General features: G+C 59.1%; 22 protein-coding genes and 1 other RNA gene. 7 read left to right on the forward strand and 16 right to left on the reverse strand.

What is annotated here, in order from left to right:
* Positions 1-289: 289 nt before the first annotated feature.
* Positions 290-643: RNase P RNA component class A (gene rnpB, locus ACA049_RS25410), an RNA gene on the reverse strand.
* A gap of 76 nt (positions 644-719) precedes the next feature.
* On the reverse strand, positions 720-1,625 hold the full coding sequence (rsmI, locus tag ACA049_RS25415; RefSeq protein WP_167362276.1) for a 16S rRNA (cytidine(1402)-2'-O)-methyltransferase: 906 nt from the start codon (positions 1,623-1,625) through the stop codon (positions 720-722).
* Between the two features lie 175 nt (positions 1,626-1,800).
* On the opposite strand from rsmI, the gene ACA049_RS25420 reads away from it, so the two are divergent.
* The 4 genes from ACA049_RS25420 to ACA049_RS25435 all read left to right on the forward strand — a co-directional run bounded on the left by ACA049_RS25420 (position 1,801) and on the right by ACA049_RS25435 (position 5,247).
* A complete protein-coding gene (locus ACA049_RS25420; protein ID WP_497330770.1) occupies positions 1,801-3,612 on the forward strand; it encodes a penicillin-binding protein activator in 1,812 nt (603 codons plus the stop codon).
* Positions 3,612-3,974 carry a YraN family protein gene (locus ACA049_RS25425; RefSeq protein WP_258699142.1) on the forward strand — a complete coding sequence of 121 codons (363 nt, stop codon included), beginning with the start codon at positions 3,612-3,614 and terminating at the stop codon, positions 3,972-3,974. The genes ACA049_RS25420 and ACA049_RS25425 overlap by 1 nt, the downstream gene beginning before the upstream one ends.
* A gap of 104 nt (positions 3,975-4,078) precedes the next feature.
* Positions 4,079-4,672, forward strand: a complete 594-nt coding sequence (locus tag ACA049_RS25430; RefSeq protein WP_008025961.1) for a phosphoheptose isomerase — start codon at positions 4,079-4,081, stop codon at positions 4,670-4,672.
* Positions 4,669-5,247, forward strand: a complete 579-nt coding sequence (locus ACA049_RS25435; protein WP_010458144.1) for a BON domain-containing protein — start codon at positions 4,669-4,671, stop codon at positions 5,245-5,247. The genes ACA049_RS25430 and ACA049_RS25435 overlap by 4 nt, the downstream gene beginning before the upstream one ends.
* Positions 5,248-5,449: 202 nt before the next feature.
* On the opposite strand, the gene ACA049_RS25440 is transcribed toward ACA049_RS25435, so the two are convergent.
* From ACA049_RS25440 to rplM, 7 genes are all read right to left on the reverse strand, one after another.
* Positions 5,450-5,863 (reverse strand): ClpXP protease specificity-enhancing factor, encoded by a 414-nt coding sequence (locus ACA049_RS25440; protein ID WP_008155980.1) that lies wholly within the window; start codon positions 5,861-5,863, stop codon positions 5,450-5,452.
* 16 nt (positions 5,864-5,879) lie between these two features.
* Complete coding sequence (locus tag ACA049_RS25445; protein WP_027922678.1) at positions 5,880-6,497, reverse strand: glutathione S-transferase N-terminal domain-containing protein; 618 nt, start codon at positions 6,495-6,497, stop codon at positions 5,880-5,882.
* Between the two features lie 150 nt (positions 6,498-6,647).
* Positions 6,648-7,430 carry a cytochrome c1 gene (locus tag ACA049_RS25450; protein WP_497330772.1) on the reverse strand — a complete coding sequence of 261 codons (783 nt, stop codon included), beginning with the start codon at positions 7,428-7,430 and terminating at the stop codon, positions 6,648-6,650.
* Complete coding sequence (locus ACA049_RS25455) at positions 7,430-8,641, reverse strand: cytochrome b (RefSeq protein WP_046819000.1); 1,212 nt, start codon at positions 8,639-8,641, stop codon at positions 7,430-7,432. The genes ACA049_RS25450 and ACA049_RS25455 overlap by 1 nt, the downstream gene beginning before the upstream one ends.
* Complete coding sequence (gene petA, locus ACA049_RS25460) at positions 8,641-9,234, reverse strand: ubiquinol-cytochrome c reductase iron-sulfur subunit (RefSeq protein ID WP_008060255.1); 594 nt, start codon at positions 9,232-9,234, stop codon at positions 8,641-8,643. The genes ACA049_RS25455 and petA overlap by 1 nt, the downstream gene beginning before the upstream one ends.
* Before the next feature lie 267 nt (positions 9,235-9,501).
* Positions 9,502-9,894, reverse strand: coding sequence for a 30S ribosomal protein S9 (rpsI, locus tag ACA049_RS25465; protein ID WP_002555064.1), 393 nt, complete (start codon positions 9,892-9,894; stop codon positions 9,502-9,504).
* Between the two features lie 14 nt (positions 9,895-9,908).
* The gene (gene rplM / locus ACA049_RS25470; RefSeq protein WP_007905295.1) at positions 9,909-10,337 is read right to left on the reverse strand and encodes a 50S ribosomal protein L13; all 429 of its coding nucleotides are present in this window, start codon (positions 10,335-10,337) and stop codon (positions 9,909-9,911) included.
* A gap of 245 nt (positions 10,338-10,582) precedes the next feature.
* Here rplM and ACA049_RS25475 point away from each other — a divergent pair, with 245 nt between their 5' ends.
* Positions 10,583-11,623 (forward strand): NADP(H)-dependent aldo-keto reductase, encoded by a 1,041-nt coding sequence (locus tag ACA049_RS25475; protein ID WP_497330774.1) that lies wholly within the window; start codon positions 10,583-10,585, stop codon positions 11,621-11,623.
* Between the two features lie 106 nt (positions 11,624-11,729).
* On the opposite strand, the gene ACA049_RS25480 is transcribed toward ACA049_RS25475, so the two are convergent.
* The gene (locus tag ACA049_RS25480) at positions 11,730-12,866 is read right to left on the reverse strand and encodes an acyl-CoA dehydrogenase family protein (RefSeq protein ID WP_497330776.1); all 1,137 of its coding nucleotides are present in this window, start codon (positions 12,864-12,866) and stop codon (positions 11,730-11,732) included.
* 245 nt (positions 12,867-13,111) lie between these two features.
* Here ACA049_RS25480 and ACA049_RS25485 point away from each other — a divergent pair, with 245 nt between their 5' ends.
* Positions 13,112-14,008, forward strand: coding sequence for a GlxA family transcriptional regulator (locus ACA049_RS25485; RefSeq protein ID WP_178082360.1), 897 nt, complete (start codon positions 13,112-13,114; stop codon positions 14,006-14,008).
* Between the two features lie 197 nt (positions 14,009-14,205).
* On the opposite strand, the gene zapE is transcribed toward ACA049_RS25485, so the two are convergent.
* From zapE to ACA049_RS25500, 3 genes are all read right to left on the reverse strand, one after another.
* A complete protein-coding gene (zapE, locus tag ACA049_RS25490) occupies positions 14,206-15,300 on the reverse strand; it encodes a cell division protein ZapE (RefSeq protein WP_497296013.1) in 1,095 nt (364 codons plus the stop codon).
* A gap of 91 nt (positions 15,301-15,391) precedes the next feature.
* Complete coding sequence (locus tag ACA049_RS25495) at positions 15,392-16,747, reverse strand: tryptophan--tRNA ligase (protein ID WP_497330778.1); 1,356 nt, start codon at positions 16,745-16,747, stop codon at positions 15,392-15,394.
* A 24-nt stretch (positions 16,748-16,771) separates the two neighbouring features.
* Positions 16,772-17,401 (reverse strand): alpha/beta hydrolase, encoded by a 630-nt coding sequence (locus ACA049_RS25500; protein ID WP_497330780.1) that lies wholly within the window; start codon positions 17,399-17,401, stop codon positions 16,772-16,774.
* Between the two features lie 144 nt (positions 17,402-17,545).
* Between ACA049_RS25500 and ACA049_RS25505 the strand changes: the two genes are divergently transcribed.
* Positions 17,546-17,980, forward strand: coding sequence for a Z-ring associated ZapG family protein (locus ACA049_RS25505; protein ID WP_010458168.1), 435 nt, complete (start codon positions 17,546-17,548; stop codon positions 17,978-17,980).
* Positions 17,981-18,227: 247 nt separating this feature from the next.
* On the opposite strand, the gene ACA049_RS25510 is transcribed toward ACA049_RS25505, so the two are convergent.
* From ACA049_RS25510 to ACA049_RS25520, 3 genes are all read right to left on the reverse strand, one after another.
* Positions 18,228-18,935 carry a YiaD family glycine zipper/OmpA-like lipoprotein gene (locus ACA049_RS25510; protein WP_219094406.1) on the reverse strand — a complete coding sequence of 236 codons (708 nt, stop codon included), beginning with the start codon at positions 18,933-18,935 and terminating at the stop codon, positions 18,228-18,230.
* 101 nt (positions 18,936-19,036) lie between these two features.
* Positions 19,037-19,678, reverse strand: coding sequence for an MBL fold metallo-hydrolase (locus ACA049_RS25515; RefSeq protein ID WP_010458191.1), 642 nt, complete (start codon positions 19,676-19,678; stop codon positions 19,037-19,039).
* A gap of 88 nt (positions 19,679-19,766) precedes the next feature.
* Positions 19,767-22,505 carry a winged helix-turn-helix domain-containing protein gene (locus tag ACA049_RS25520; RefSeq protein ID WP_497330783.1) on the reverse strand — a complete coding sequence of 913 codons (2,739 nt, stop codon included), beginning with the start codon at positions 22,503-22,505 and terminating at the stop codon, positions 19,767-19,769.
* Between the last annotated feature and the right edge of the window lie 47 nt (positions 22,506-22,552).

A 22,552-nucleotide genomic window follows, 5' to 3' on the forward strand; every position in this document is an offset into this window, starting at 1 on the left:
TTGCGCACACTATAGGAATGCGGCCACCGCACCGTCAAGGCGCGGTTTAAAGGAAAACCCTTACAGAACTGAGATTTAGGAGGGTAAACGGAGGGGTAACGACAATCTGACGGATGAATTTGCCCGATAACTTGAATCAGCACAGAAGGCTGCACTCGAAAGTTAAAGTAATTTGTTAAGAGTAAGATTTTTTCGGTATTACGAAAGTGTTCTGGCAACGTTTCTGAAAGGAGGGAAATTGCTACTACCAGCACCCTGCTCAATGATTAAAGCAGGGGGTAAGAAAAAGGTGGAGAGTCGATCTGTAAGCCGGGTTCTGTCTTGAACAGTCATTCGTCTACGATGGCCATCACTGGACATCTTTAGCAACCTACCCGGTCCCAGCGCGGGCCACGCCTTGGGACCCTATTTGGTCTTGCTCCAAGTGGGGTTTACCTAGCCACGAACTGTTGCCAGACGTGCGGTGCGCTCTTACCGCACCTTTTCACCCTTACCGGCGCCGAAGCGCTTAGGCGGTTATTTTCTGTGGCACTTTCCGTAGGCTCACGCCTCCCAGGCATTACCTGGCACTTCGCCCTATGGAGCCCGGACTTTCCTCCCCCCCCTAATTTTCATAGAGGGCAGCGACTGTCCAATCGACTCTCCGCCGCGAAGGTTAACGGCAGAGCGGCCGAAGAACAAGCGCTAAACGCCTTCGGGCGCTCCTGCGCGTCGGGTTTTTACTCGCCCTTCTGTTTATCCAGCGCCACCTGATAGAGCACATTCTTGCGCTCACCGGTAATTTGCGCGGCCAATGCCGCCGCACGCTTGAGCGGCATCTCTTCGAGCAACAGGTTGAGGATGCGCATGGCTTCGCTGCTGACCGCGTCCTCGGTCTCAGGAACCGACCAGCCGGCCACCAACACCACGCACTCGCCGCGCTGCTGATTGCTGTCCGACTCGACGAACTCGCGCAGTTCGGCCAGCGGCAAGCCTTTAAGGGTTTCGAAGGTTTTGGTGATTTCACGGGCCAGCAACGCCGGACGCTCGGGGCCGAATACCAGTTCCATGTCTTGCAGGCACTCAAGGATGCGATGCGGCGCCTCATAGAAAATCAGTGTGCGCGGTTCTTCCTTGACCAACTCAAGGCGAGCGCGGCGACCAACAGCCTTGGCCGGCAGGAAACCTTCGAAAATGAAGCGGTCCGACGGCAGACCCGCCGCCGACAACGCCGCGATCAATGCACAGGCCCCCGGGACCGGGACCACATTGATCCCGGCGGCACGGGCCTGACGCACCAAGTGATAACCCGGATCGGAAATCAGCGGCGTGCCGGCATCGGAGATCAGCGCCACATCGTCGCCTGCCAGCAGACGCGTGATAAAGCGGCTACCTTCATCCCGCTCGTTGTGCTCATGACAGGCCGCCAGCGGCGTGGGAATGCCGAAATGTTGCATCAGGCGCTGGGAGTGGCGGGTGTCTTCGGCGGCGATCAACGCGACGTCGCGCAGGATTTTCAGCGCACGCGCACTGATGTCGTCCAGGTTGCCGATGGGCGTCGCCACCACATAAAGCGAGCCAGCAGCGGAATTCAAAGCACCTGGAGCAGTCAAAGCGCACACCTCATGATCGGTAAAAGGCGACATTGTAGCGCGTAGCGGCGCTTGCGATCGCCCCGCCCTCCTCGGGTTTTTCAGGCGTTTGTGCAGCGCTGCAACATTTGCACGAGCTAAATTGATCGATTCACGCCAGTAACATCGCGCCCCGGCCAGTGCTTGGGTACAATTCCACGCTAATTTGATCGAGTATCAGGAACACTACATGATCGCTTGCCTGCGGCTGTTCACTGCCCTCTGCCTCGCTGCCTTGCTGGCGGCTTGCGCCAGCTCGCCCTCTTCCAGCCTTGGCGAACTTCCACGGACCCCGGACGCCAGTATCGAGCAACTGCTCGAACAGGCTACTCAAAGCAAGGACCCGGAAAAAGCCGCGCTGCTGCGCCTGAGCGCGGCCGACCTGGCTTATCGTCAGGGCAATGCCGGCCAGTCCGCGCAAATCCTGCAACAGGTTCCGGTGGAACAACTCAAGCCTGGCCAACAAGTCTTCGCCAGTACCTTGGCGGCGGAACTGGCCATGGCGCGCAATCAGCCCAAGGCGGCGTTGACTGCCCTGAGCCATCCGAGCCTGCAACGCCTGAGCGAATTGCCGGTCGAGCAACAGGTTCGCACCGGCACTGTCCATGCTCGCGCCCTTGAAGCCGATGGGCAGACGCTGGCCGCAGCGCGGGAGCGCATCTTCATTGCGCCCATGCTCGAAGGTGAAGCGGCCGCCAAAAACCACGAAGCGATCTGGACCCTGATCGCCTCGCTGCCAACCGATCAACTGCAACCCACCACCAATGATGACCTCGGTGGCTGGATGGGCCTGGCACTGGCGGTGAAAACTGCCGGCACCCTGGAACAGCAGCAAGCCGCGATCGACAACTGGCGCGCCCAGAACCCTAAACACCCGGCCGCCATTCAATTGCCGCTGCCACTGACCAAGCTCAAGGAACTGGCCAGCCAGCCCCTGAGCAAGATCGCCCTGCTGCTGCCGCAAGACGGCCCACTGGCTTCGGTCGGCAAAGCACTGCGTGAAGGCTTCATGGCCGCTCACTACCAGGCTCAACAAGCCGGGCAGAAGCCGCCAGCCATCGAGTTCTATGACAGCTCGAAACTGACCTCGATGGACGAGTTCTATCGCAAGGCGCAGGCCGACGGCGTGCAACTGGTGGTCGGTCCGCTGGAAAAACCGCTGGTCAAACAACTCAGCGCTCGCCCGCAACTGCCGATCACCACCCTGGCGCTGAACTACAGCGAAGGTGAACAAGGTCCGGCCCAGCTGTTCCAGTTTGGCCTTGCCGCTGAAGACGAAGCCCGCGAAGTGTCTCGTCGCGCTCGCGCCGACGGCCTGCATCGTGCCGCCATCATGGTGCCGAAAGGCGAATGGGGCGATCGCGTGTTGCGCGCCTTCAGCCAGGACTGGCAAGCCAACGGTGGCAGCATCGTTGCGACCGAACGCGTTGACCAACCGGTGCAACTGGCCCAGCAGATTGCCGACATGTTCCAGCTGCGCCAGAGCGAAGGTCGCGCCAAGAGCCTGCAAAGCACCGTGGGTTCGCAGGTAGCAGCCCAGCCTTCGCGCCGTCAGGACATCGAGTTCATCTTCCTGGCCGCGACGCCGCAACAGGCCCAGCAGATCAAACCGACCCTGAACTTCCAGTACGCGGGCGATGTGCCGGTTTACGCCACGTCCCACGTATTCAGTGCCAGCGGCGACGTGAATCAGTACAACGACATGAACGGTATTCGCTTCTGCGAAACCCCATGGTTGCTGGACGCCAATGATCCGCTGCGCAAACAGGTCACCGCACAATGGCCACAAGCCGGCGGCAGCCTCGGCCGCCTGTACGCAATGGGCGTGGATGCGTATCGCCTGGCGCCGCGACTGGGGCAACTCAAGGCTCTGCCGGACAGCCGCATTGAAGGCCAGTCGGGCAGCCTGGGCATGACTCAGAACCAGCGTGTGGTGCGCCAGTTGCCGTGGGCACAGTTCGTCAGCGGTCAGGTTCAACGCCTGCCGGATACCCCGCGCTGATGCCTGACAGGTCACGCCAGCAAAGCGGCAAGGATGCCGAGCGCCATGCGCTCGAGCATCTTCAACAACAGGGTCTGCGCCTGCTGGCGCAGAACTGGTTGTGTAAACGCGGCGAGCTTGATCTGGTCATGCTTGATGGCGATACAGTAGTATTCGTTGAAGTCCGCTACAGAAAAAACACCCAATGGGGTGGAGCGCTCGACAGCATCGATGGGCGCAAACGGCAGAAACTGATTTTCGCCGCGCAGTATTTTCTTCAGCGCGAGTCGCGTTGGGCCAATTCCCCCTGCCGCTTCGACGTGGTTGCCATCGACAGCAGCCTCGATCAGTTGAACTGGTTGCAGAATGCCTTCGACAGCTGATTGCGCGTATCCCGAAGCGGACACCTTTACCCAACACTTTTGCTCTTTGCTTTGCGGGCTGCACATTCATGTGCCGAGTAGCCGCGCTAATTAAGGTCACACAGATGGACATGCAATCCCGAATTCGCCAGCTTTTTCAGGCCAGTATCGATACCAAGCAAATGGCGATGGACGTACTTGCACCGCACATCGAGCAAGCCAGCCAGGTGATGGTCAACGCCCTGCTCAATGAGGGCAAAATGCTTTCCTGCGGCAACGGCGGCTCAGCCGGTGATGCCCAGCACTTTTCGTCGGAGCTGCTCAACCGCTTCGAGCGCGAACGTCCGAGCCTGCCAGCCATTGCGCTGACCACTGACAGCTCGACGATCACCTCGATCGCCAACGACTACAGCTACAACGAAATCTTCTCCAAACAGATCCGCGCCCTCGGTCAGCCGGGTGACGTATTGCTGGCGATTTCCACCAGCGGCAACTCGGCGAACATAATTCAAGCGATCCAGGCCGCACATGATCGCGAAATGATTGTCGTAGCATTGACCGGTCGCGATGGCGGAGGCATGGCTTCATTGCTATTGCCCGAGGACGTCGAGATTCGCGTACCGGCCAACGTCACCGCACGTATTCAGGAAGTCCACCTGCTGGCGATCCATTGCCTTTGCGATTTGATCGACAGCCAACTGTTCGGGAGTGAAGAATGACCCCTAATCGCCTAGGCCTTCTGGCCTTGACCCTGTGCCTCGGCATCAGCGGCTGCACTTCGGTGGTTAAAGCCAGCCGTGAAGCGCCGATTGAAGATGACCGCGGCACGCGCACCTTCGGCAGCAAGATCGACGACTCCCTGATCGACACAAAAGTCGGCGTGAACGTCGCCAAGGCCGACCCGGCCCTGGACAACGATTCGCACATCGTCGTCACCAGCTTCAACGGTGTCGTGCTGCTCGCCGGACAAACACCGACTGCCGAACTCAAGGCCAAGGCCGAACAGGCTGCCGCTGCGGTCCAGCGGGTGAAGAAGGTGCATAACGAACTGCAAGTGCTGCCGCCTTCCGGCTTCCTTGCCCGTCAGAACGACACCTGGCTGACCTCCAAGATCAAGACCCAGATGCTCACCGACCCGAACATCCCGGGTTCGCGCATCAAGGTCGTCACCGAGAATGGCATCGTTTATTTGCTGGGCTTGCTGACCAAGCAGGAAGCCGCTCAGGCCACCAATCTGGTGCAGAGCGTTTCCGGTGTGCAGAAGATTGTGAAGCTGTTTGAGTACATCGACTGACACCTACTTAAGGCCACCGTCGACCTGTAAGAGCAATGTAGGAGCTGTCGAGTGAAACGAGGCTGCGATCTTTTGATCTTGTTTTTTAAAGATCAAGATCAAAAGATCGCAGCCTCGTTTCACTCGACAGCTCCTACACAGCTCCTACGTTTGAAGGTGGCGAAGTAACAAAAAAGGCGATCCTTGCGGATCGCCTTTTTTATTACTTCACCACTTTCAAACTGGGTCGACCGCTGGGACGCGGCGGCTCGCTGTCGGGTGGCGGAATATCGTCATCCGGCTCAATCTCTTCCTCGTCTTCCATAGGCGATTCCAGATCGAACACCATGCCCTGACCATTCTCCCGGGCGTAAATACCCAGGATCGATGCGATAGGCACGTACAAAGTGTGCGGCACGCCACCGAAGCGCCCTTCGAAGCTGACAGCCTCGTTGTCCATGTGCAGATGACGCACGGCAGCCGGTGATACGTTCAGGACAATCTGTCCGTCACTGGCAAAACCCTGAGGCACCTGCACCGACGGATACTCGGAATTGACCAGCATGTGCGGGGTGCAATCGTTGTCCACAATCCACTCGTAGAGCGCGCGGACCAGATAAGGTCGACTGGAGTTCATAGCGGCTCCTTAAGCCTTAGCGCATATCGCGTTCGACACCAGACAGACTCGCCTGGAAAGCCTCACGCGCAAACGAGCGCTCCATGTAATCAAGCAGCGGCTTGGCAGGCCGCGGCAGTTCAATACCCAAAATCGGCAGACGCCAGAGTATTGGCAATAGGCAGCAATCCACCAGACTTTGTTCCTCGCTGAGGAAAAACGGCTTGTCGGCGAACAACGGCGACACGCCAGTCAGGCTTTCACGCAACTCTTTACGAGCCACGACACGGGCGGCTTCCTTGGTCTTGGAATCCAGGATCAGATCCACAAGGCCACACCAGTCACGCTGAATACGATGAATCAGCAGACGGCTGTTGGCACGCGCCACAGGATAAACCGGCAGCAAGGGCGGGTGCGGGTAACGCTCATCCAGATATTCCATCACCACGGTCGACTCCCACAACGCCAGGTCACGATCGACCAGGGTGGGCAGACTTCCGTAAGGGTTCACTTCAATCAGTTTAGGCGGCTGGCGACCAGCTTCCACGTAAATGATCTCTGCGCTGACACCCTTCTCTGCAAGTACGATGCGCACTCGGTGGGAATAGTGGTCGGCGGGGTCGGAGTAACAGGCCAACCGATTGGTCACGCCCATGGCGGTCCTCCTCGCTTGTTGAAATTATCGGAAGCGGAAAAACGCACGCGCCCAGAAGACGCCTCCCGTAACGTCTGGCTTGCCAGACTCGTTACACCTTCAGAGACGCCCCTGGGCGCGTGCGATTAACAGCAATTGCTTACAGCTTTATCAATGGACGTCTTTCCAGTATTCACGCTTGAGCAAGTAAGCGAATACGAAGAAGAACGCCAGGTACAGCAACACATAGGTACCGATGCGCTGATGCTGCAGCTTCACCGGGTTGGCCGAATAGGCCAGGAAGGTCACCAGATTCTTGACCTTCTCGTCGAACTGCTCTGCGTTCAGCGTGCCGGTCTTCGGCAGTACAGTCAGCTGGTCACACGCCTCATGAGTCAGAGCCGTACCGGTCAGCGGATCGTATTGCTTCTTGCCGTCTTCGACGATTTGAATTTGTTTGCAGCCTACCACCTGACGACCCTGCAGGCCGACCAGAACGTTAGGCATCCCGACGTTCGGGAAGACCTTGTTGTTCACGCCCCAGGGACGCGACGGGTCTTCATAGAACGAACGCAGGTAACCGTAGAGCCAGTCAGTGCCACGAACGCGAGCGACCAGGGTCAGGTCGGGCGGCGCCGCACCGAACCAGGTCTTGGCGTCTGCCGGCTGCATGCCGATGTTCATGTGGTCGCCAATCTTGGCGCCGGTGAACACCAGCTTCGAGAGCATCAGGTCATGCGGGATGCCCAGGTCATCGGCAACACGCTCGTAACGCTGGAACTTGGCGCTGTGGCAGCCCATGCAGTAGTTGGCGAACGTACGCGCGCCGTCCTGCATGGCTGCTTTGTCAGAAACGTCGATGTCGACTTTTTCCAGCTCTGGACCACCGTGTTCGGCCGCGAAGGACAGGACAGGCATGGCAGCAAGAATCAGTACAGCAAATAGCTTTTTCATCAGCCAGTCACCCTTTCCGGAACCGGTTTGGTCTTCTCGAGCCTGGTGTAGAACGGCATCAGAATGAAGTAGGCGAAGTACAGGAAGGTGCAGACCTGCGACAGCAACGTACGGCCTGGAGTCGGCGCCAGAACACCCAGCACACCCAGGATCACGAACGAGATGCAGAACACCCAGAGCCAGATCTTGCTCAGCCAGCCTTTGTAGCGCATCGACTTGACGGGGCTGCGGTCCAGCCACGGCAGGACGAACAGCACAGCGATGGCCGCGCCCATGGCGATAACGCCCAGGAGTTTGTCCGGAACCGCCCGCAGAATCGCGTAGAACGGTGTGAAGTACCAGACCGGAGCGATGTGCTCAGGGGTCTTGAAGGCGTTCGCCACTTCAAAGTTCGGCTTCTCGAGGAAGTAGCCGCCCATTTCCGGGAAGAAGAACACGATCGAGCAGAAGATGAACAGGAACACCACCACGCCGACGATATCTTTCACGGTGTAGTACGGGTGGAAGGCAATGCCGTCCAGCGGTACGCCGTTTTCGTCTTTGTGTTTCTTGATGTCAACGCCATCCGGGTTGTTCGAGCCGACTTCGTGCAACGCCAGGACGTGCAACACCACCAGACCGAGAATCACGATCGGCAGGGCCACAACGTGCAGCGCAAAGAAGCGGTTCAGGGTAATACCGGAAATCAGGTAGTCACCACGGATCCACTGGGTCAGGTCGTTACCGATGACCGGGATCGCACCGAACAGCGAGATGATCACCTGGGCACCCCAGTAGGACATCTGGCCCCACGGCAGCAGGTAACCCATGAAGGCTTCAGCCATCAGCGCCAGGTAGATCAGCATGCCGAAGACCCACACCAGCTCACGCGGCTTCTGGTACGAACCGTAGAGCAAGCCACGGAACATGTGCAGATAGACCACGATGAAGAACGCCGAAGCGCCGGTGGAGTGCAACAGACGCAGGATCGAGCCGTACTCGACGTCGCGCATGATGTATTCGACGGAGGCAAAGGCTTCTTCCGCCGACGGGGTGTAGCTCATGGTCAGCCAGACACCGGTAACGATCTGGTTGACCAGAACGAGCAGCGCCAGGGAGCCAAAGAAATAGAAGAAGTTGAAGTTCTTCGGGGCGTAGTACTTGCTGAGATGGTCTTCCCACATTTTGGTCGCGGGAAAGCGCGCATCAACCCAATCCATGAACTTGCTCATCACGCTTTCTCCGTATCGACGCCAACGACAATAATGTCATCGGTCTCATAGGAATGCGGGGGAACTGGCAGGTTCAAAGGCGCAGGTTGCGACTTGTAGACGCGGCCAGCCAGATCGTAGTGGGAACCGTGGCAAGGGCAGAAATAACCACCTACCCAATCCTTGCCCAGATCCGCAGGTGCCACTTCTGGACGGAAGGTCGGCGAGCAACCCAGGTGCGTGCAGATACCGATCAGCAGCAGAACTTCTGGCTTGATCGAACGCGTTTCCGGGTCGACATAGGTCGGTTGTGTCGAGTTCTTGGAGGTAGGGTCAGACAACTGGCCCTCGATCTTTTTCAGATTCCCCAGGATTTCCTCGGTACGGCGGACAATGAACACCGGCTGACCGCGCCACTCAGCAATCATCTGCTGACCTGGTTCGATTTTGCTGACATTCACTTTCACCGGTGCACCTGCGGCTTTCGCCTTGGCACTGGGAAACCATGACCCCACGAACGGGACCGCAGCCCCCACCGCTCCTGCAGCACCCACCACGGATGTGGCTGCTACCAAGAAGCGACGCCGGCCTGCATTCACGCCGTCATTGCTCATTCAGTCCTCTCCCATCAGCTTTGTGGCCTGTTAAATCAGGCGTCTACTAAGTAAAAATCTGAACTTATAAAAATTTTGCCGAATGGTAATGAAAAGCCCCAATTCTGACAAGGTAATTACCGAGGGGCTCCACTGCCAAGCCTTGCAGTATAGGGGCTCTACGGCTGTGGCAAGTTGTCACAGCGCAATTCTTTGATAAATTGCGCCCATAAAAAAACGCCCAGCTTCGCGAGGAAACTGGGCGTTCTTTTTGAACGCGAAAGCGAATTAACGCTTCGAGTACTGCGGACGCTTACGCGCTTTACGCAGACCAACTTTCTTACGTTCAACTTCACGAGCATCGCGAGTAACGAAGCCAGCTTTGCGCAGAGCGCCACGCAGGGTTTCGTCGTACTGCATCAGTGCGCGAGTGATACCGTGGCGGATTGCGCCAGCTTGACCACTTACACCACCGCCGATCACGGTGACGTAGATGTCGAACTTCTCGACAGTCTCAGTCAATTCCAGCGGCTGACGAACTACCATGCGGGCAGTTTCGCGGCCGAAGAAATTATCCAGCGAACGGTTGTTGATGGAGATGTTACCAGTACCCGGACGCAGGAAAACGCGTGCGGTTGCGGTCTTGCGACGGCCAGTGCCGTAATTTTGAGTCGCCGACATAATGAACTATTCCGTTAAAACTTCAGTTCTTGGGGCTGCTGAGCAGTATGAGGGTGTACAGCGCCCGCATAGACTTTCAGCTTACGATACATGTCGCGACCCAGCGGGTTCTTAGGCAGCATGCCTTTGACCGCGGTCTCGATCACGCGCTCAGGGGCTTTAGCGATCAGCTTTTCGAAGTTGATCGACTTGATGCCGCCCGGGAAACCGGAGTGGGAGTAGTAGATTTTGTCGGTGGTTTTAGCACCGGTTACACGAATCTGCTCGGCATTGATAACGACGATGTAATCGCCGGTGTCAACGTGAGGAGTGTACTCAGCTTTATGCTTGCCACGCAGACGGCTCGCGATTTCGGTGGCCAGACGACCCAGGGTCTGACCTGCAGCGTCGACGACAAACCAGTCGCGCTGTACTGTTTCCGGTTTAGCAGTAAAAGTTTTCATTCTTTATAGCCTCAGGGGCCGCCCTGTAAATTAGACGGCGGATCTTACTGAATAGTGCGTACTTTGACAAGTCAAAGGCAGCCGGATACAGACGCTTTCGGGGGCTCGGGTCGGCGCGTCCGTTCAACGGCAAGATTCTTCGGCGGCGGCGCATCACTTCCACTGCAGAAAGAGGTGCGCAATTATGCAGATTGCGAAAAATATTTCAACCTGCTTTTATGATTGTTTTGCCCAAGGAGCACCCGATGGACTATCGCCAGCTAGGCCGAACCAATCTGAACGTGAGTGCCATCTGCCTCGGAACCATGACCTGGGGCGAGCAAAACACTGAAGCTGAAGCCTTCGCCCAGATCGAACGGGCCAAGGACGCCGGGATCAATTTCATCGACACCGCCGAAATGTACCCGGTGCCGCCGAAGGCCGAAACCTACGCCACCACCGAACGCTACATCGGCAATTACTTCAAAAGTCGCGGTGATCGCGCCGACTGGATCCTGGCCAGCAAGATCGCCGGCCCGGGCAACACCATCGATTACATCCGCGACAAAAACCTGCGGCACAACCGCCAGCACATCACCGAAGCCGTGGACGCCAGCCTCAAGCGCCTGCAGACCGACTACATCGACCTCTATCAACTGCACTGGCCAGAGCGCAGCACCAACTTTTTCGGTCAGTTGGGCTACAAACACAAGATCGAAGCCAACCTGACGCCGCTGGAGGACACCCTCGAAGCGCTGGACGAACAGGTCAAGGCCGGCAAGATCCGCCACATCGGTCTGTCCAACGAAACGCCGTGGGGCACCATGCGCTTCCTCGCCCTGGCCGAAGCCCGTGGCTGGCCGCGTGCGGTGTCGATCCAGAACCCGTACAACCTGCTCAACCGCAGCTTCGAAGTCGGCCTGGCGGAAATCGCCATCCGCGAACAATGCGGCTTGCTCGCCTATTCGCCGCTGGCGTTCGGTTTCCTGTCAGGCAAGTACGAAGGTGGCGCGCGTCCGCCGAAAGGTCGCCTGAGCCTCTACAGCCGCTTCAGCCGCTATTTCAACCCGCAGTCGGAAGCTGCGTGCAGCCGTTATGTGGCGCTGGCTCGTGAACACGGTCTGGACCCGGCACAGATGGCGTTGGCGTTTGTCACCCAGCAGCCGTTCGTGACCAGTAACATCATCGGCGCCACCACCATGGAGCAACTGGAGAGCAACATCGCCAGTTTCGAGCTGAAACTTTCCGACGAAGTGCTGGAGGGGATTGAGGCGATTCACAAGGATCACCCTAACCCGGCTCCTTGATCGCCCGATAAAAAGCCTTCGCGAGCAAGCCCGCTCCTACATTTGGAACGCATTCCCCTGTGGGAGCGGGCTTGCTCGCGAGGGCGTCAGTCCAGTCACCGCAAAATCAAAGCGACCGCGCAATAATCTCCTTCATGATTTCATTGGTCCCCGCATAAATCCGCTGCACCCGCGCATCCGCCCACGCCCGGGCGATCGGGTATTCCCACATGAATCCGTAACCGCCATGCAGCTGTACGCATTCGTCGAGCACCTTGCATTGCAGGTCGGTGCCCCAGTACTTGGCCATCGCGGCCGTCGGCACATCCAGCTTGCCTTGCAGGTGCAGCTCCAGACAGCGATCCACAAACACCCGGCCGATCTGGATTTCAGTGGCCATCTCCGCCAGTTTGAAGCGCGTGTTCTGGAAGTCGGCAATTGCCTTGCCGAACGCCTTGCGCTCACGGGTGTAATCCAGCGTCCATTTCAACGCCGCTTCGGCTGAAGCAAGCCCGCCGATGGCAACAGTGAGTCGCTCCTGAGGCAATTCCTGCATCAGGTAAGCGAAGCCCATGCCCGCCTGCCCCAACAGGTTTTCCTTCGGCACCCGCACGTCCTGGAAGAACAGCTCCGACGTGTCCTGAGCCTTCATGCCGACCTTTTCCAGGCGCTTGCCCTTGTCAAAACCCGGGGTGTCGGCCTCGACCAGAAACAGACTGGTGCCCTTCGCGCCGGCCTTCGGATCGGTCTTGGCCACGACGATCACCAGATCAGCCAAATAGCCGTTGGTGATGAAGGTCTTGGAGCCATTGATCACGTACTCGTCGCCCTCCAGCACGGCAGTGGTCTTCACCCCTTGCAGGTCGGAACCGGCACCCGGCTCGGTCATGGCAATCGCGGTCACCATCTCGCCAGACACCAGTTTCGGCAGGTATTTGTGCTTCAGCGCTTCACTGCCGTAATGCAGGATGTACGGCGCCACAATGTCCGAATGCAGTGAAAAACCGATCCCGGTCAGGCCGAGACGACCAACCTCCTCGATCACCACTGCGCTGTAGAGAAAGTCCGCCCCCAGCCCGCCGTATTCCTCCGGCAGATGCGAGCAAAGCATCCCCGCCTCCCCTGCCTTGTTCCAGAGTTTACGGTCGATGTAGCCTTGTTTTTCCCATTGCCCATGAAACGGCACCGCCTCTTTTTCGAGGAACGTACGCACGCTCTCGCGAAACAATTCGTGCTCGGAACTGAACAAGGTTCTGGGGATCATGCGGCACCTGTCGTTAATTGTTAGAAGGAGTTGACCTTCAGAGACTAAGCCCCGCATCGGATACAGGACACTGGACACATCAGACAAAAAATAAGACGATCCAGCCGTCTGGTGACCACTTTCCCCTATAAGAATAAAGTTGAATTATGTCTAACCAAGTCTCCACGCCCTTGCGGCGCGTCAGCATCCTGGCTATCGACCGGGTTTTCGCTTCCACCCTCATGCAAGCCAAGGATTTCTTCCACCTGGCCAGCCTGCGCTACGGCAAACAACTGGGCCAGGGCCTGACGCCGGCGTTCGAAACCCGGCTGGTCAGCCCCGACGGCAAACCGGTGAACAGCTTCAGCGATGTGATCATGCCGGTGGACGGCGGCCTGGAAAATGCCGACGTCATCATCCTCCCGGCCTTCTGGGACGATTTCGATACCCTTTGCCAACGTTATCCACAGGTCCTGCCATGGCTGCGCCAGCAACACGCTCGCGGCGCCGTGCTTTGCGGTGAAGCGACCGGGGTGTTCTGGCTCGCCGAGGCAGGGTTGCTCAATGGCAAGGAAGCGACCACGTACTGGCGCTTCTTCAATGCCTTCGCCGAGCGCTTCCCACAGGTCCAGCTCAATCAGGACAAGCACCTGACCGACGCCGACAACCTGTATTGCGCAGGCGGCACCACGTCGGCGTGTGATCTTTACATCTACCTGATCGAACGCTTCTGCGGCGCCAACGTATCGCAAGCCGTGGCGCGGGACATTCTCTACGAAGTGCAGCGCAGCTATTCGCCAGGACGCATCGGTTTCGGCGGGCAGAAGTTGCACCAGGACGTGATCATTCTGCAGATCCAGCACTGGCTCGAAGAACATTTCGCCGACAAATTCCGCTTCGAAGACGTCGCCCGCGAACACGGCATGAGCATCCGCAACTTCATGCGCCGCTTCCAGACCGCCACTGGCGACAAGCCGCTGCATTACCTGCAACGCCTGCGCATCGAAACCGCCAAGGGTTTGCTGTCAGGTAGCCGCAAGAGCATCAAGACCATCAGTTATGAAGTCGGTTATGACGACGCGAGCTTCTTCGCGCGGCTGTTCCGCCAGCACACGGAATTGTCGCCGAACCAGTATCGGCAGCAATTTCAGCAAGCTGCATAGGTCCTGGAACCCAACACAAATTAACTGTGGGAGCGGGCTTGCTCGCGAATGCGGACTGACATTCAACATTGATGTCGACTGACACGCCGCTTTCGCGAGCAAGCCCGCTCCCACAGGGTTTGTGGTGTGTCAGAAGTTTTGAGCACAAAAAAAGGGCCTGCAAATGCAGGCCCTTTTGTTTGGTTATCCAAATCGCCCTACGGCTTGTGCGCCCGGGACAGGAATTCGTGCGACTGCATTTCCAGCAGACGGCTGAGCGTGCGCTGAAATTCGAAGTTCAAGCGACCGCCGGTATAGAGGTCTTTGAGCTCCACTTCAGCCGAGATGATCAACTTGACGTTACGGTCGTAGAACTCGTCGACCATGTTGATAAAGCGTCGGGCGATGTCGTCGGTGGTGACGCTCATCTGCTCGACACCGCTGAGCAGCACGGCGTGGAAGATCTTGCCCAGTTCAATGTAGTCGTTCTGGCTACGCGGGCCGTCGCACAGTTCGCGGAAGTCGAACCAGGCCACGTCGTCACAGGTACGCACCGCACGGATTTCGCGGTTTTCGATCATCAGCACGTCATTCTCGACGGCGGCCGTGCATTCCGGCGTCAGGGCACGGAAGCTCTTGCGCAGGCTTTCCTGAGCGGCTTCGTCCAGCGGGAAATGAAACAGCTCGGCTTGCTCGAGGTGACGCAGACGATAATCGACGCCGCTGTCGACGTTGACGATGTCGGTGTTCTGCTTGATCAACGCAATGGCCGGCAGGAAGCGCGCACGTTGCAGGCCGTCCTTGTACAGACCGTCCGGCACAATGTTCGAGGTAGCAACCAGGGTCACGCCGTTCTTGAACAGCTCTTCCATCAGCGTGCCGAGGATCATCGCGTCGGTGATGTCGGACACGAAGAATTCATCGAAACAGATCACCCGGGCTTCGTCGGAGAAGCGCTTGGCGATGATGGTCAGCGGGTTCTTCTCGCCGCCGAGGGTCTTCATCTCTTCGTGCACACGCTTCATGAAGCGGTGGAAGTGAGTACGGACCTTTTCCTTGAACGGCAGCGCTTCGAAGAAGGTGTCGACCAGGTAAGTCTTGCCGCGACCCACGCCGCCCCAGAAATACAGGCCCTTGACCGGTGCCTGGTCTTTCTTGCCAAACAGTTTGCCGAGCAGGCCCGGCTTGTTGTTCGACGCAGCGACCAGATCGTCGTACAGGCGCTGCAAATGGCGCACGGCGGTTTCCTGCGCGGCGTCATGGAAGAATTCCGGGCGTTTCAGATCAGCTTGATATCGTTCTAGGGGCGTCATAATTCGTTAGCAAGGCAACAAAAACGGGCCGTCACTGTAGCGACGGCCCGTGGGAATGGCAATCGGCCCTTGGTCGGACCGAGCCGTTGATTTATTCCTGAGCCGGCGTCAGCGCAACCCGCAGGGCGTCGATGGCGACGTCGCGAGCGGCGTTGTCAGCAAAGGTCGGGCTGTCGCCCACGCATTCGCCTTCCAGCCAGACGCTGAAGCTGCGGTCTTCACTGCGCACGTCCAGCGACTGACCCGATTGCAATTGCTTGGTCACCTGGCCGGCGGTTTTGCCGTCGGCAAAGTTGCGCGACAACAGCAGTTGCTCGCCATCGGCCGCCAACAGACGGAAGCGGAAACTGCTGTCTTCTTCGCGGAAGCTGACAAAACGCGCGGCTTTCGCGGCTTTCTTCTTGGTCGTCGCAGCGACTTGGGTCTGGGCAACGAAAGAACGCAGGCCGACCGCTTCACGCAGTTCGTGGAGGAACGGTGTCGCCACCGAGCGGGCCTTTTTGGCGCCGACCTGCAGGATGTCTTCCAGGTCTGCCGGGCGCTCGATCAACTGGTGATAACGCTCGCGGGACTCGCCCAGCTCGCTATCGAGCAACTGAAACAGACGATTCTTCGCTTCGCCCCAACCCAGGCCCTGCAACAATTCGCTGCGGAATTCATCGGCCTGTGCCGGCGTGGCAAACGCCTGGAACAGGGTGAACAGGTGCGAATTGTCCGGATCTTTCGCTTCGCCCGGCGCGCGGGAGTCGGTAACGATCCGCGAAATCGCGTCCTTCATTTCCTTGGCGCTACTGAACAACGGAATGGTGTTGTCGTAGCTCTTCGACATCTTGCGGCCGTCGAGGCCTGGCAGCGTGGCGACGCTTTCTTCGATCAACGCCTCGGGCATGGTGAAGAATTCTTTGCCCTGACCGAACAAGTGGTTGAAGCGCTGGCCGATGTCGCGGGCCATTTCCACGTGCTGGATCTGGTCACGGCCGACCGGCACCTTGTGGGCGTTGAACATCAGGATGTCCGCCGCCATCAGCACCGGGTAGCTGTACAAGCCCATGGTGATGCCGGCATCCGGGTCTTCGCCGGTCTCGACGTTCTTGTCTACCGAGGCCTTGTAGGCGTGGGCGCGGTTGAGCAGGCCTTTTGCGGCGACGCAAGTCAGCAGCCAGGTCAGCTCGGGGATCTCAGGGATGTCGGACTGGCGATAGAACGTCACGCGGTCCACATCCAGGCCACCGGCCAGCCAGGTCGCGGCGATTTCCAGACGCGAGCGCTGGATGCGCAGCGGATCATCGCATTTGATCAGGGCGTGGTAGTCGGCCAGGAAGTAGAACGAATCGGCATTGCTGTCACGGCTGGCCAGGATCGCCGGGCGGATGGCACCGGCGTAGTTGCCCAAGTGCGGCGTGCCGGTGGTGGTGATGCCGGTAAGAATTCGGGTACGAGTCGTCATGGGTAATCGCTTGTCAGACTGCAATCAGTTCGAAAGACGCGGCAGGATCAGATCCTTGAGATCGGTCAGCTTGCCATGAAAAAAGTGTCCGCATTCTGCCACTTTCAGCAGCTCATGGGGACGTTCGAGCTTGCCGGACCACTCGTAGACGAGTTGTGGATCGATCACTTCGTCAGTTTCCGGCTGGATCAGGGTCAGCTCACCCTTCTGTGGCAGTTGATCCTGATCGCCCAGGCGCATGACGGCTGGCGCTACCATGAACAAATGCTTGAGCTGCTCGCCCTTGGCTTCCAGGCGTCCGCCGAGACTTGCTGCAACAAAACCACCGAAGGAGAAACCGAACAGGGTCAGCGGCAAGTCAGGGTGTCTGGCCCGTAGCCATTCGGCGGCGGCCTGCGCATCGTCGACTTCACCGGTGCCCATGTCGTGGGAGCCTTCGCTGGCACCGACGCCCCGGTAGTTGAAACGCAACGTGATCAAACCGGCATCGCGCGCGGTGCGCTGCAGGGTCGAGACCACTTTATTGAGCATGGTGCCGCCCTGCACCGGGTTCGGATGGCAGATCAGCGCCAGGCCGCGTGGCTGCTCATTGTCCAGATAAAGGCTTTCCAGTTGTCCTACCGGACCATCAATCACTACAGGGGTTTCACGCATAAGCAAGGAAGGAACTCCGTGACCTCGAATCGGGTCGACTCGTCTAGCAAATTGTCTGTGCCAATCTATTGCGAGTGAATCGCGGTATACAGCGCAGGTTCGAGCCGTTAACGTAAAGCAAAGCCGTTTATAGAGGAAGGACTCGTGGAACACTCGCTCTTAGTTTGGTTGTTGCCGACTCTTGCCCTGGTTGTGGGTGTCGCCATAGGTTTCCTGATCGCTCGCCTGGTGCCGAATGCCGCGCCGAGCAGCACACAACGTCAGCTGGATGACATTCAGGAACGTTTCGACAGTTATCAGAACGAGGTGGTCACCCACTTCAACAGCACTGCAAACCTGGTCAAGAAGCTGACTGCGAGCTATCAGGAAGTGCAGGATCACCTCGCCGAGGGTGCCAACCGCCTGGCCCTGGACGAGCAGACTCGTCAACGCTTGCTGGCCGCCCTGCACGCCGATTCGGCGCAGGCTCCACGGGAGCGCCTGACGCCACCGCGCAATCAGGAGCCGCCTCGTGATTACGCACCGAAAGCCCCGAACGCGCCGGGCATGCTCGACGAACATTACGGCCTGAAAAAGTAATCAGGTTTCGCGCGAAACAAAAAGCCCCCGGATGAGTGATTGTCCAGGGGCTTTTTTTTGTCGCTGATTGTTGAGCTGCCAGTTCCGGCCCCTTCGCGAGCAAGCCCGCTCCCACAGTAGACCGCGATCTAATGTGGGAGCGGGCTTGCTCGCGAAGGGGCCGGAACTGGCGCCACAAAAAAGCCCGCCCGATCTGCAGAGGATCGGGCGGGCTTTATTTATGCCTGGGGTTCAGTCAGGCCATTTACTACTGGGTCGGTTGCGAATACTGCTGGCCCGGAATCGCCTTCAGGTTGACCTCGACCCGACGGTTCTGCGCCCGGCCATTGACGTCGCCGTTGCTCGCAATCGGGTTATCCGGCCCGGCACCACGAGCCGACAGGTTGGCACCGCTGACGCCTTGCGAGGTCAGGTAAGTCGCCACGCTCTGCGCACGACGCTGGGACAGGTCCATGTTGTGCTGGCGGCTGCCGGTGCTGTCGGTGTAGCCGACAATTTCGATCTGGTTCTGGCTGAACTCCTTGAGCGAGCCGGCCAGATTGTTCAGCGGCTGATAGAAGCTGGAGGCAATATTCGCCGAATCGGTAGCGAACGTGATGTTGCCCGGCATGATCAGCTTGATCTGGTCACCCTGACGCTGCACCTCGACACCAGTGTTGGCCATGCTGGCCCGTAGCTTCTTCTCCTGCTGGTCAGCGTAGTAACCGTAACCGGCAGCGGAAGCGCCCACGACGGCGGCGCCAATCAACGCACCCTTGCCACGGTTGTTGTGGTCGATGGCGGCACCGGCCAGTGCACCGGCCAGAGCGCCGAGGCCACCGTACTTCGCGGTTTTACTCATGCCGGTGGAGCCACCGTCGGCCTGGCCCTGGTTGTCGTAAGGGTTAGGCGAGGCGCAGCCAGACAACAAGGCCACAGCCGTAGCGACAATAATCAAACGCTGCTTGGTGAACATGAAGAGCTCCTACTTTTGCATTCTGGGGTGCAACTGACTAAGGCATTGGACCTTTGCGGGCGTTTGATCATTTTGGCCGAGGAAAATTCCGTCGGTTACCTTCAAGCCCGCACAAACGGGTTCTCGCGCATTTCATCGCCCAGGCGCGTGTCCGGACCATGCCCGGTCACCACCGTCGCCTCTTCATCGAGCGTATACAGCCGCTGCTTGATCGACCGCACGATGGTCGCCTGATCGCCGCCCCACAAATCCGTGCGCCCTACCCCGCGACGAAACAACGTGTCACCGGCAATCAGCAGCTTAGCCTCGGAAAACCAAAAGCTCATCGAACCCGGTGTATGACCCGGCGTGTGCAACGCCACGCCGCAACCGCAAGCCAATTCTTCATCGTCGGCCAACCAGCGATCCGGCGACGGCACCGGCGTGTAAGGCACACCGAACATCTGGCACTGCATCTCCAGATTGTCCCAAAGGAACTGATCTTCTTTATGCAGGTGCAGGGTCGCGCCGGTTTTCTCCTTGAGCTGACCGGAAGCCAGGAAGTGATCCAGGTGCGCGTGGGTGTGGATGATGCTCACCACTTTCAGGCCTAGGGCGTCGAGGCGCGCGAGGATCAATTCGTGATTGCCACCCGGGTCGACCACGATGGCTTTTTTGGTGATCGGGTCGCCGATGATTGTGCAGTTGCACTGCAAGGGGCCGACGGGGAAGGTTTCGCGGATCAGGGTGGGCTGCTGGGACATCTGGGCATGCTCGGAAAACAGGGATGGGCAATTTTGGCACAAAACCGTAGCAAGTCTTTTTGTGGACCCTGTAGATCTTGAAAATGCGCTACCCCAGCACGCCCAACTCCTTGGCCCGCGCCACCGCCTGCGTGCGTCGCTCAACCCCAAGCTTGCTGTTGATGTGGCTGGCGTGGGTCTTGACCGTGTGCAGCGAGATGAACAGCTGATCGCTGATTTCCTGGTTAGAGCAACCTTGGGCGATCAGGCGCAGGACGGCCAACTCACGGGCGCTGAGCTGTTCCGCCCCAGGGGATGCCTCCAGCGCCGGGCGAGCGGCCATGACCGGAAGTTTTTCGGCCAGGTTCTGCGAAATCACCGTCGGAGCACAGAGTTGAAGTTGCCCGCGCAGCCAGTCCGGGTGTTCGGTCAGCAACGCGTCGAACGGTTGCAGGACGCCGCCGTTGGCCGCTTCCAGTGCCTGAACCAGCGCTTTGCGGGCCTCCGGTTCACGGCCGCTCGCCAGCAACAGGGTGATTTTCTGCGTCAGCGCCATCACGCTGAGCATTTGCCGTCCCGATTTCTGCCCATGCTCAAGCAGCGCGTTCAAACGCCCCTCGGCCAGCATTGGCTGCCCCTGAATCACCTCCAGCAAGGCTTGCTGCAATTCGATGTGCAGTGGCAGTTGTGGATGAAATTCCGGTGGCGCGGCCGCGTGGTCGCCGTTGTAGGTCTGGCCCAGTCGCGCCAGCCAGGCTTCGGCCAGATCGGTACGCCCCTGGGCCAGCCAGAGTTCGCATTTGACCAGCGTAATCATCGCCAGATAGTAGATCGGCGGCACGTCCCAGATGTGCATCAGACGTTCGGCTTCGGCAAGTTCGGCGAAGGCTTTGGCGAACTCGCCGCTGCTGCCCTCGAGTCGGGCGATCACGCAGTGGCCGATCAACACGCTGATGTCGCGACAGGCCCGGGCTTCACTCAAACCGGTTTGCAGACGTGCCCGTGCGGCTTGCGGCTGCAGGCGCACGGCCAGCAAAAAGCCTTCGTACAAGGTCAGGCGTGCACGCACGGCGTAAAGCCGTTGCGGGGATAACCCTTGCAGGCGTTGCAGGCCCTGACGGACTTCTTGCAGTGAGCGCAGGATTTCCCCACGCGCTTGCAGCACGCGCGCACGGTCGTAATGGGCCAGCGCTTCGAACAATGGGTTGCCGACTCGTTGCGCCAATTCCAGCGATTCACGGTTCAAGCTGCGGGCACGCCACAGGTCGCCGTCGGCAATCGCCAGGTTGGACAAGGTCGAAAGACACATCAGCCGTTGCCCGTAGCGCTTGGCCGGCAGGCTTTCCAGCGCTTCGGTGCAGTAAAGTTGCGTGAGCGCGCGATTGCCTCGGCCCCGGGCGACGATGCCGCTCAGGGCCAGCCATTGCGCCAGCATGGACTTCTGCGCGGTCGCCGACGGGGCTGGCAGGAAGCGGCTCAAGTGCGCCGCCAGCTCCTCGGCAGCGTCCAGCTGACAGGCCAGCCCCAACGCCCAGCTGTAGAGCACGATCAGCCGCGGGGTGCTGATCAGCAGGCTGTCGGGCAAGTCCATTTTCCAGCGCAGCAGCATGCCGACGTTCTGTTCGGCGAGCAGCTGTTCTTCAGAGAGGTTTTGCACCAGGTTCGCCGCAACGTCCAGGTGCCCGGCGCGTAACGCCTGCTCCACCGCCTCGTCGAGCAAACCCTGCGCATTGAACCAGCGACAGGCGCGCAGATGCAGGCTGGCGGCCGGCACGATCGACTGCGCGGTGGGCCGGGTACGCAGCAGGTCGGAAAACAAATGGTGATAGCGATACCAGTGTCCGTGCTCGTCCAGCGGCACCAGGAACACCTGGTGCGCCTGAAGGAAACGCAGGATTTCGGCACTGTCATGAGCCTCGCGAACCGCGTCGCAGAGCTCGCTGCAAAAACGTTCCTGAGGTGCGGTGTCGTAAAGGAACGACTGCACCTCTGCGGGCAGGCAATCGATGACTTCTTCAAGCAGGTAATCGCGAATCAGCCCTTCCCCACCGTGCAGCGACTGCGGCAACGCACCGTCGGTGCCTGCCTCGGACGCCGCCAGCAACCAGAAACGCAGCCCGGCGACCCAGCCTTCGCTGCGCTGGATCAGGCTTTCCAGTGCCTCGCCACGCAAGGAACTGCTGTGTCGATCGAGCAATGTGAGGGCTTCGTCGTGGGTCAGTCGAAGGTCCTGCTCATGCAATTCAAGCAGTTGCCGCGACAGGCGCAAGCGCGCCAGGTGCCAGTCTGGACGCTGTCGACTGGTCACCATGACCAGCAGGCCATCGGGTAAATGATTGAGGAAAAATTGCAGGCAACGATCAAGCACCGGGCCCTGGGCCAGATGATAGTCATCCAGCACCAGCAGCAAAGGCGTCATCGGCGAAAGGTGGATGGCCAGCTCATCCAGCAATCCGTCGAGCCATTCTTCGAAAGCGAAGGGCTGATGGCGCTGGCGCATTTTCAGCAGGCCCAGGGCCTGGCTGCCGAGCTTCGGAAAATAATCTTGAAGACCTTCGAGCAAGCGCTCGAGGAAACGCCCCGGATCGCTGTCCCGAGGACTCAGCCCAAGCCACAGGCTGTGCCAATGGGCCGGCAGACCCTGGCAGAACTCCACCGCCAATGAGCTCTTGCCGAACCCGGCGGGTGCGCTGACCAGCAACAGCCTGCCACCGAGGCCGGCACTCAGGCGCTCGCACAGACGAGGCCGCAGCACATGGCCGTCGGGCAACGGGGGCCGAAAAAAGCGCCCGTCCAGTGCCGCGACGGCAACGCTTGCAGGGCCCGGGAGTGGGGACAGATCAGTCATGGCCGGCTCTTGTTTGAATTGCGGGTGGCGGCGTTGCAGATGTCCGC

This window comes from Pseudomonas sp. LBUM1662, from assembly GCF_059695915.1.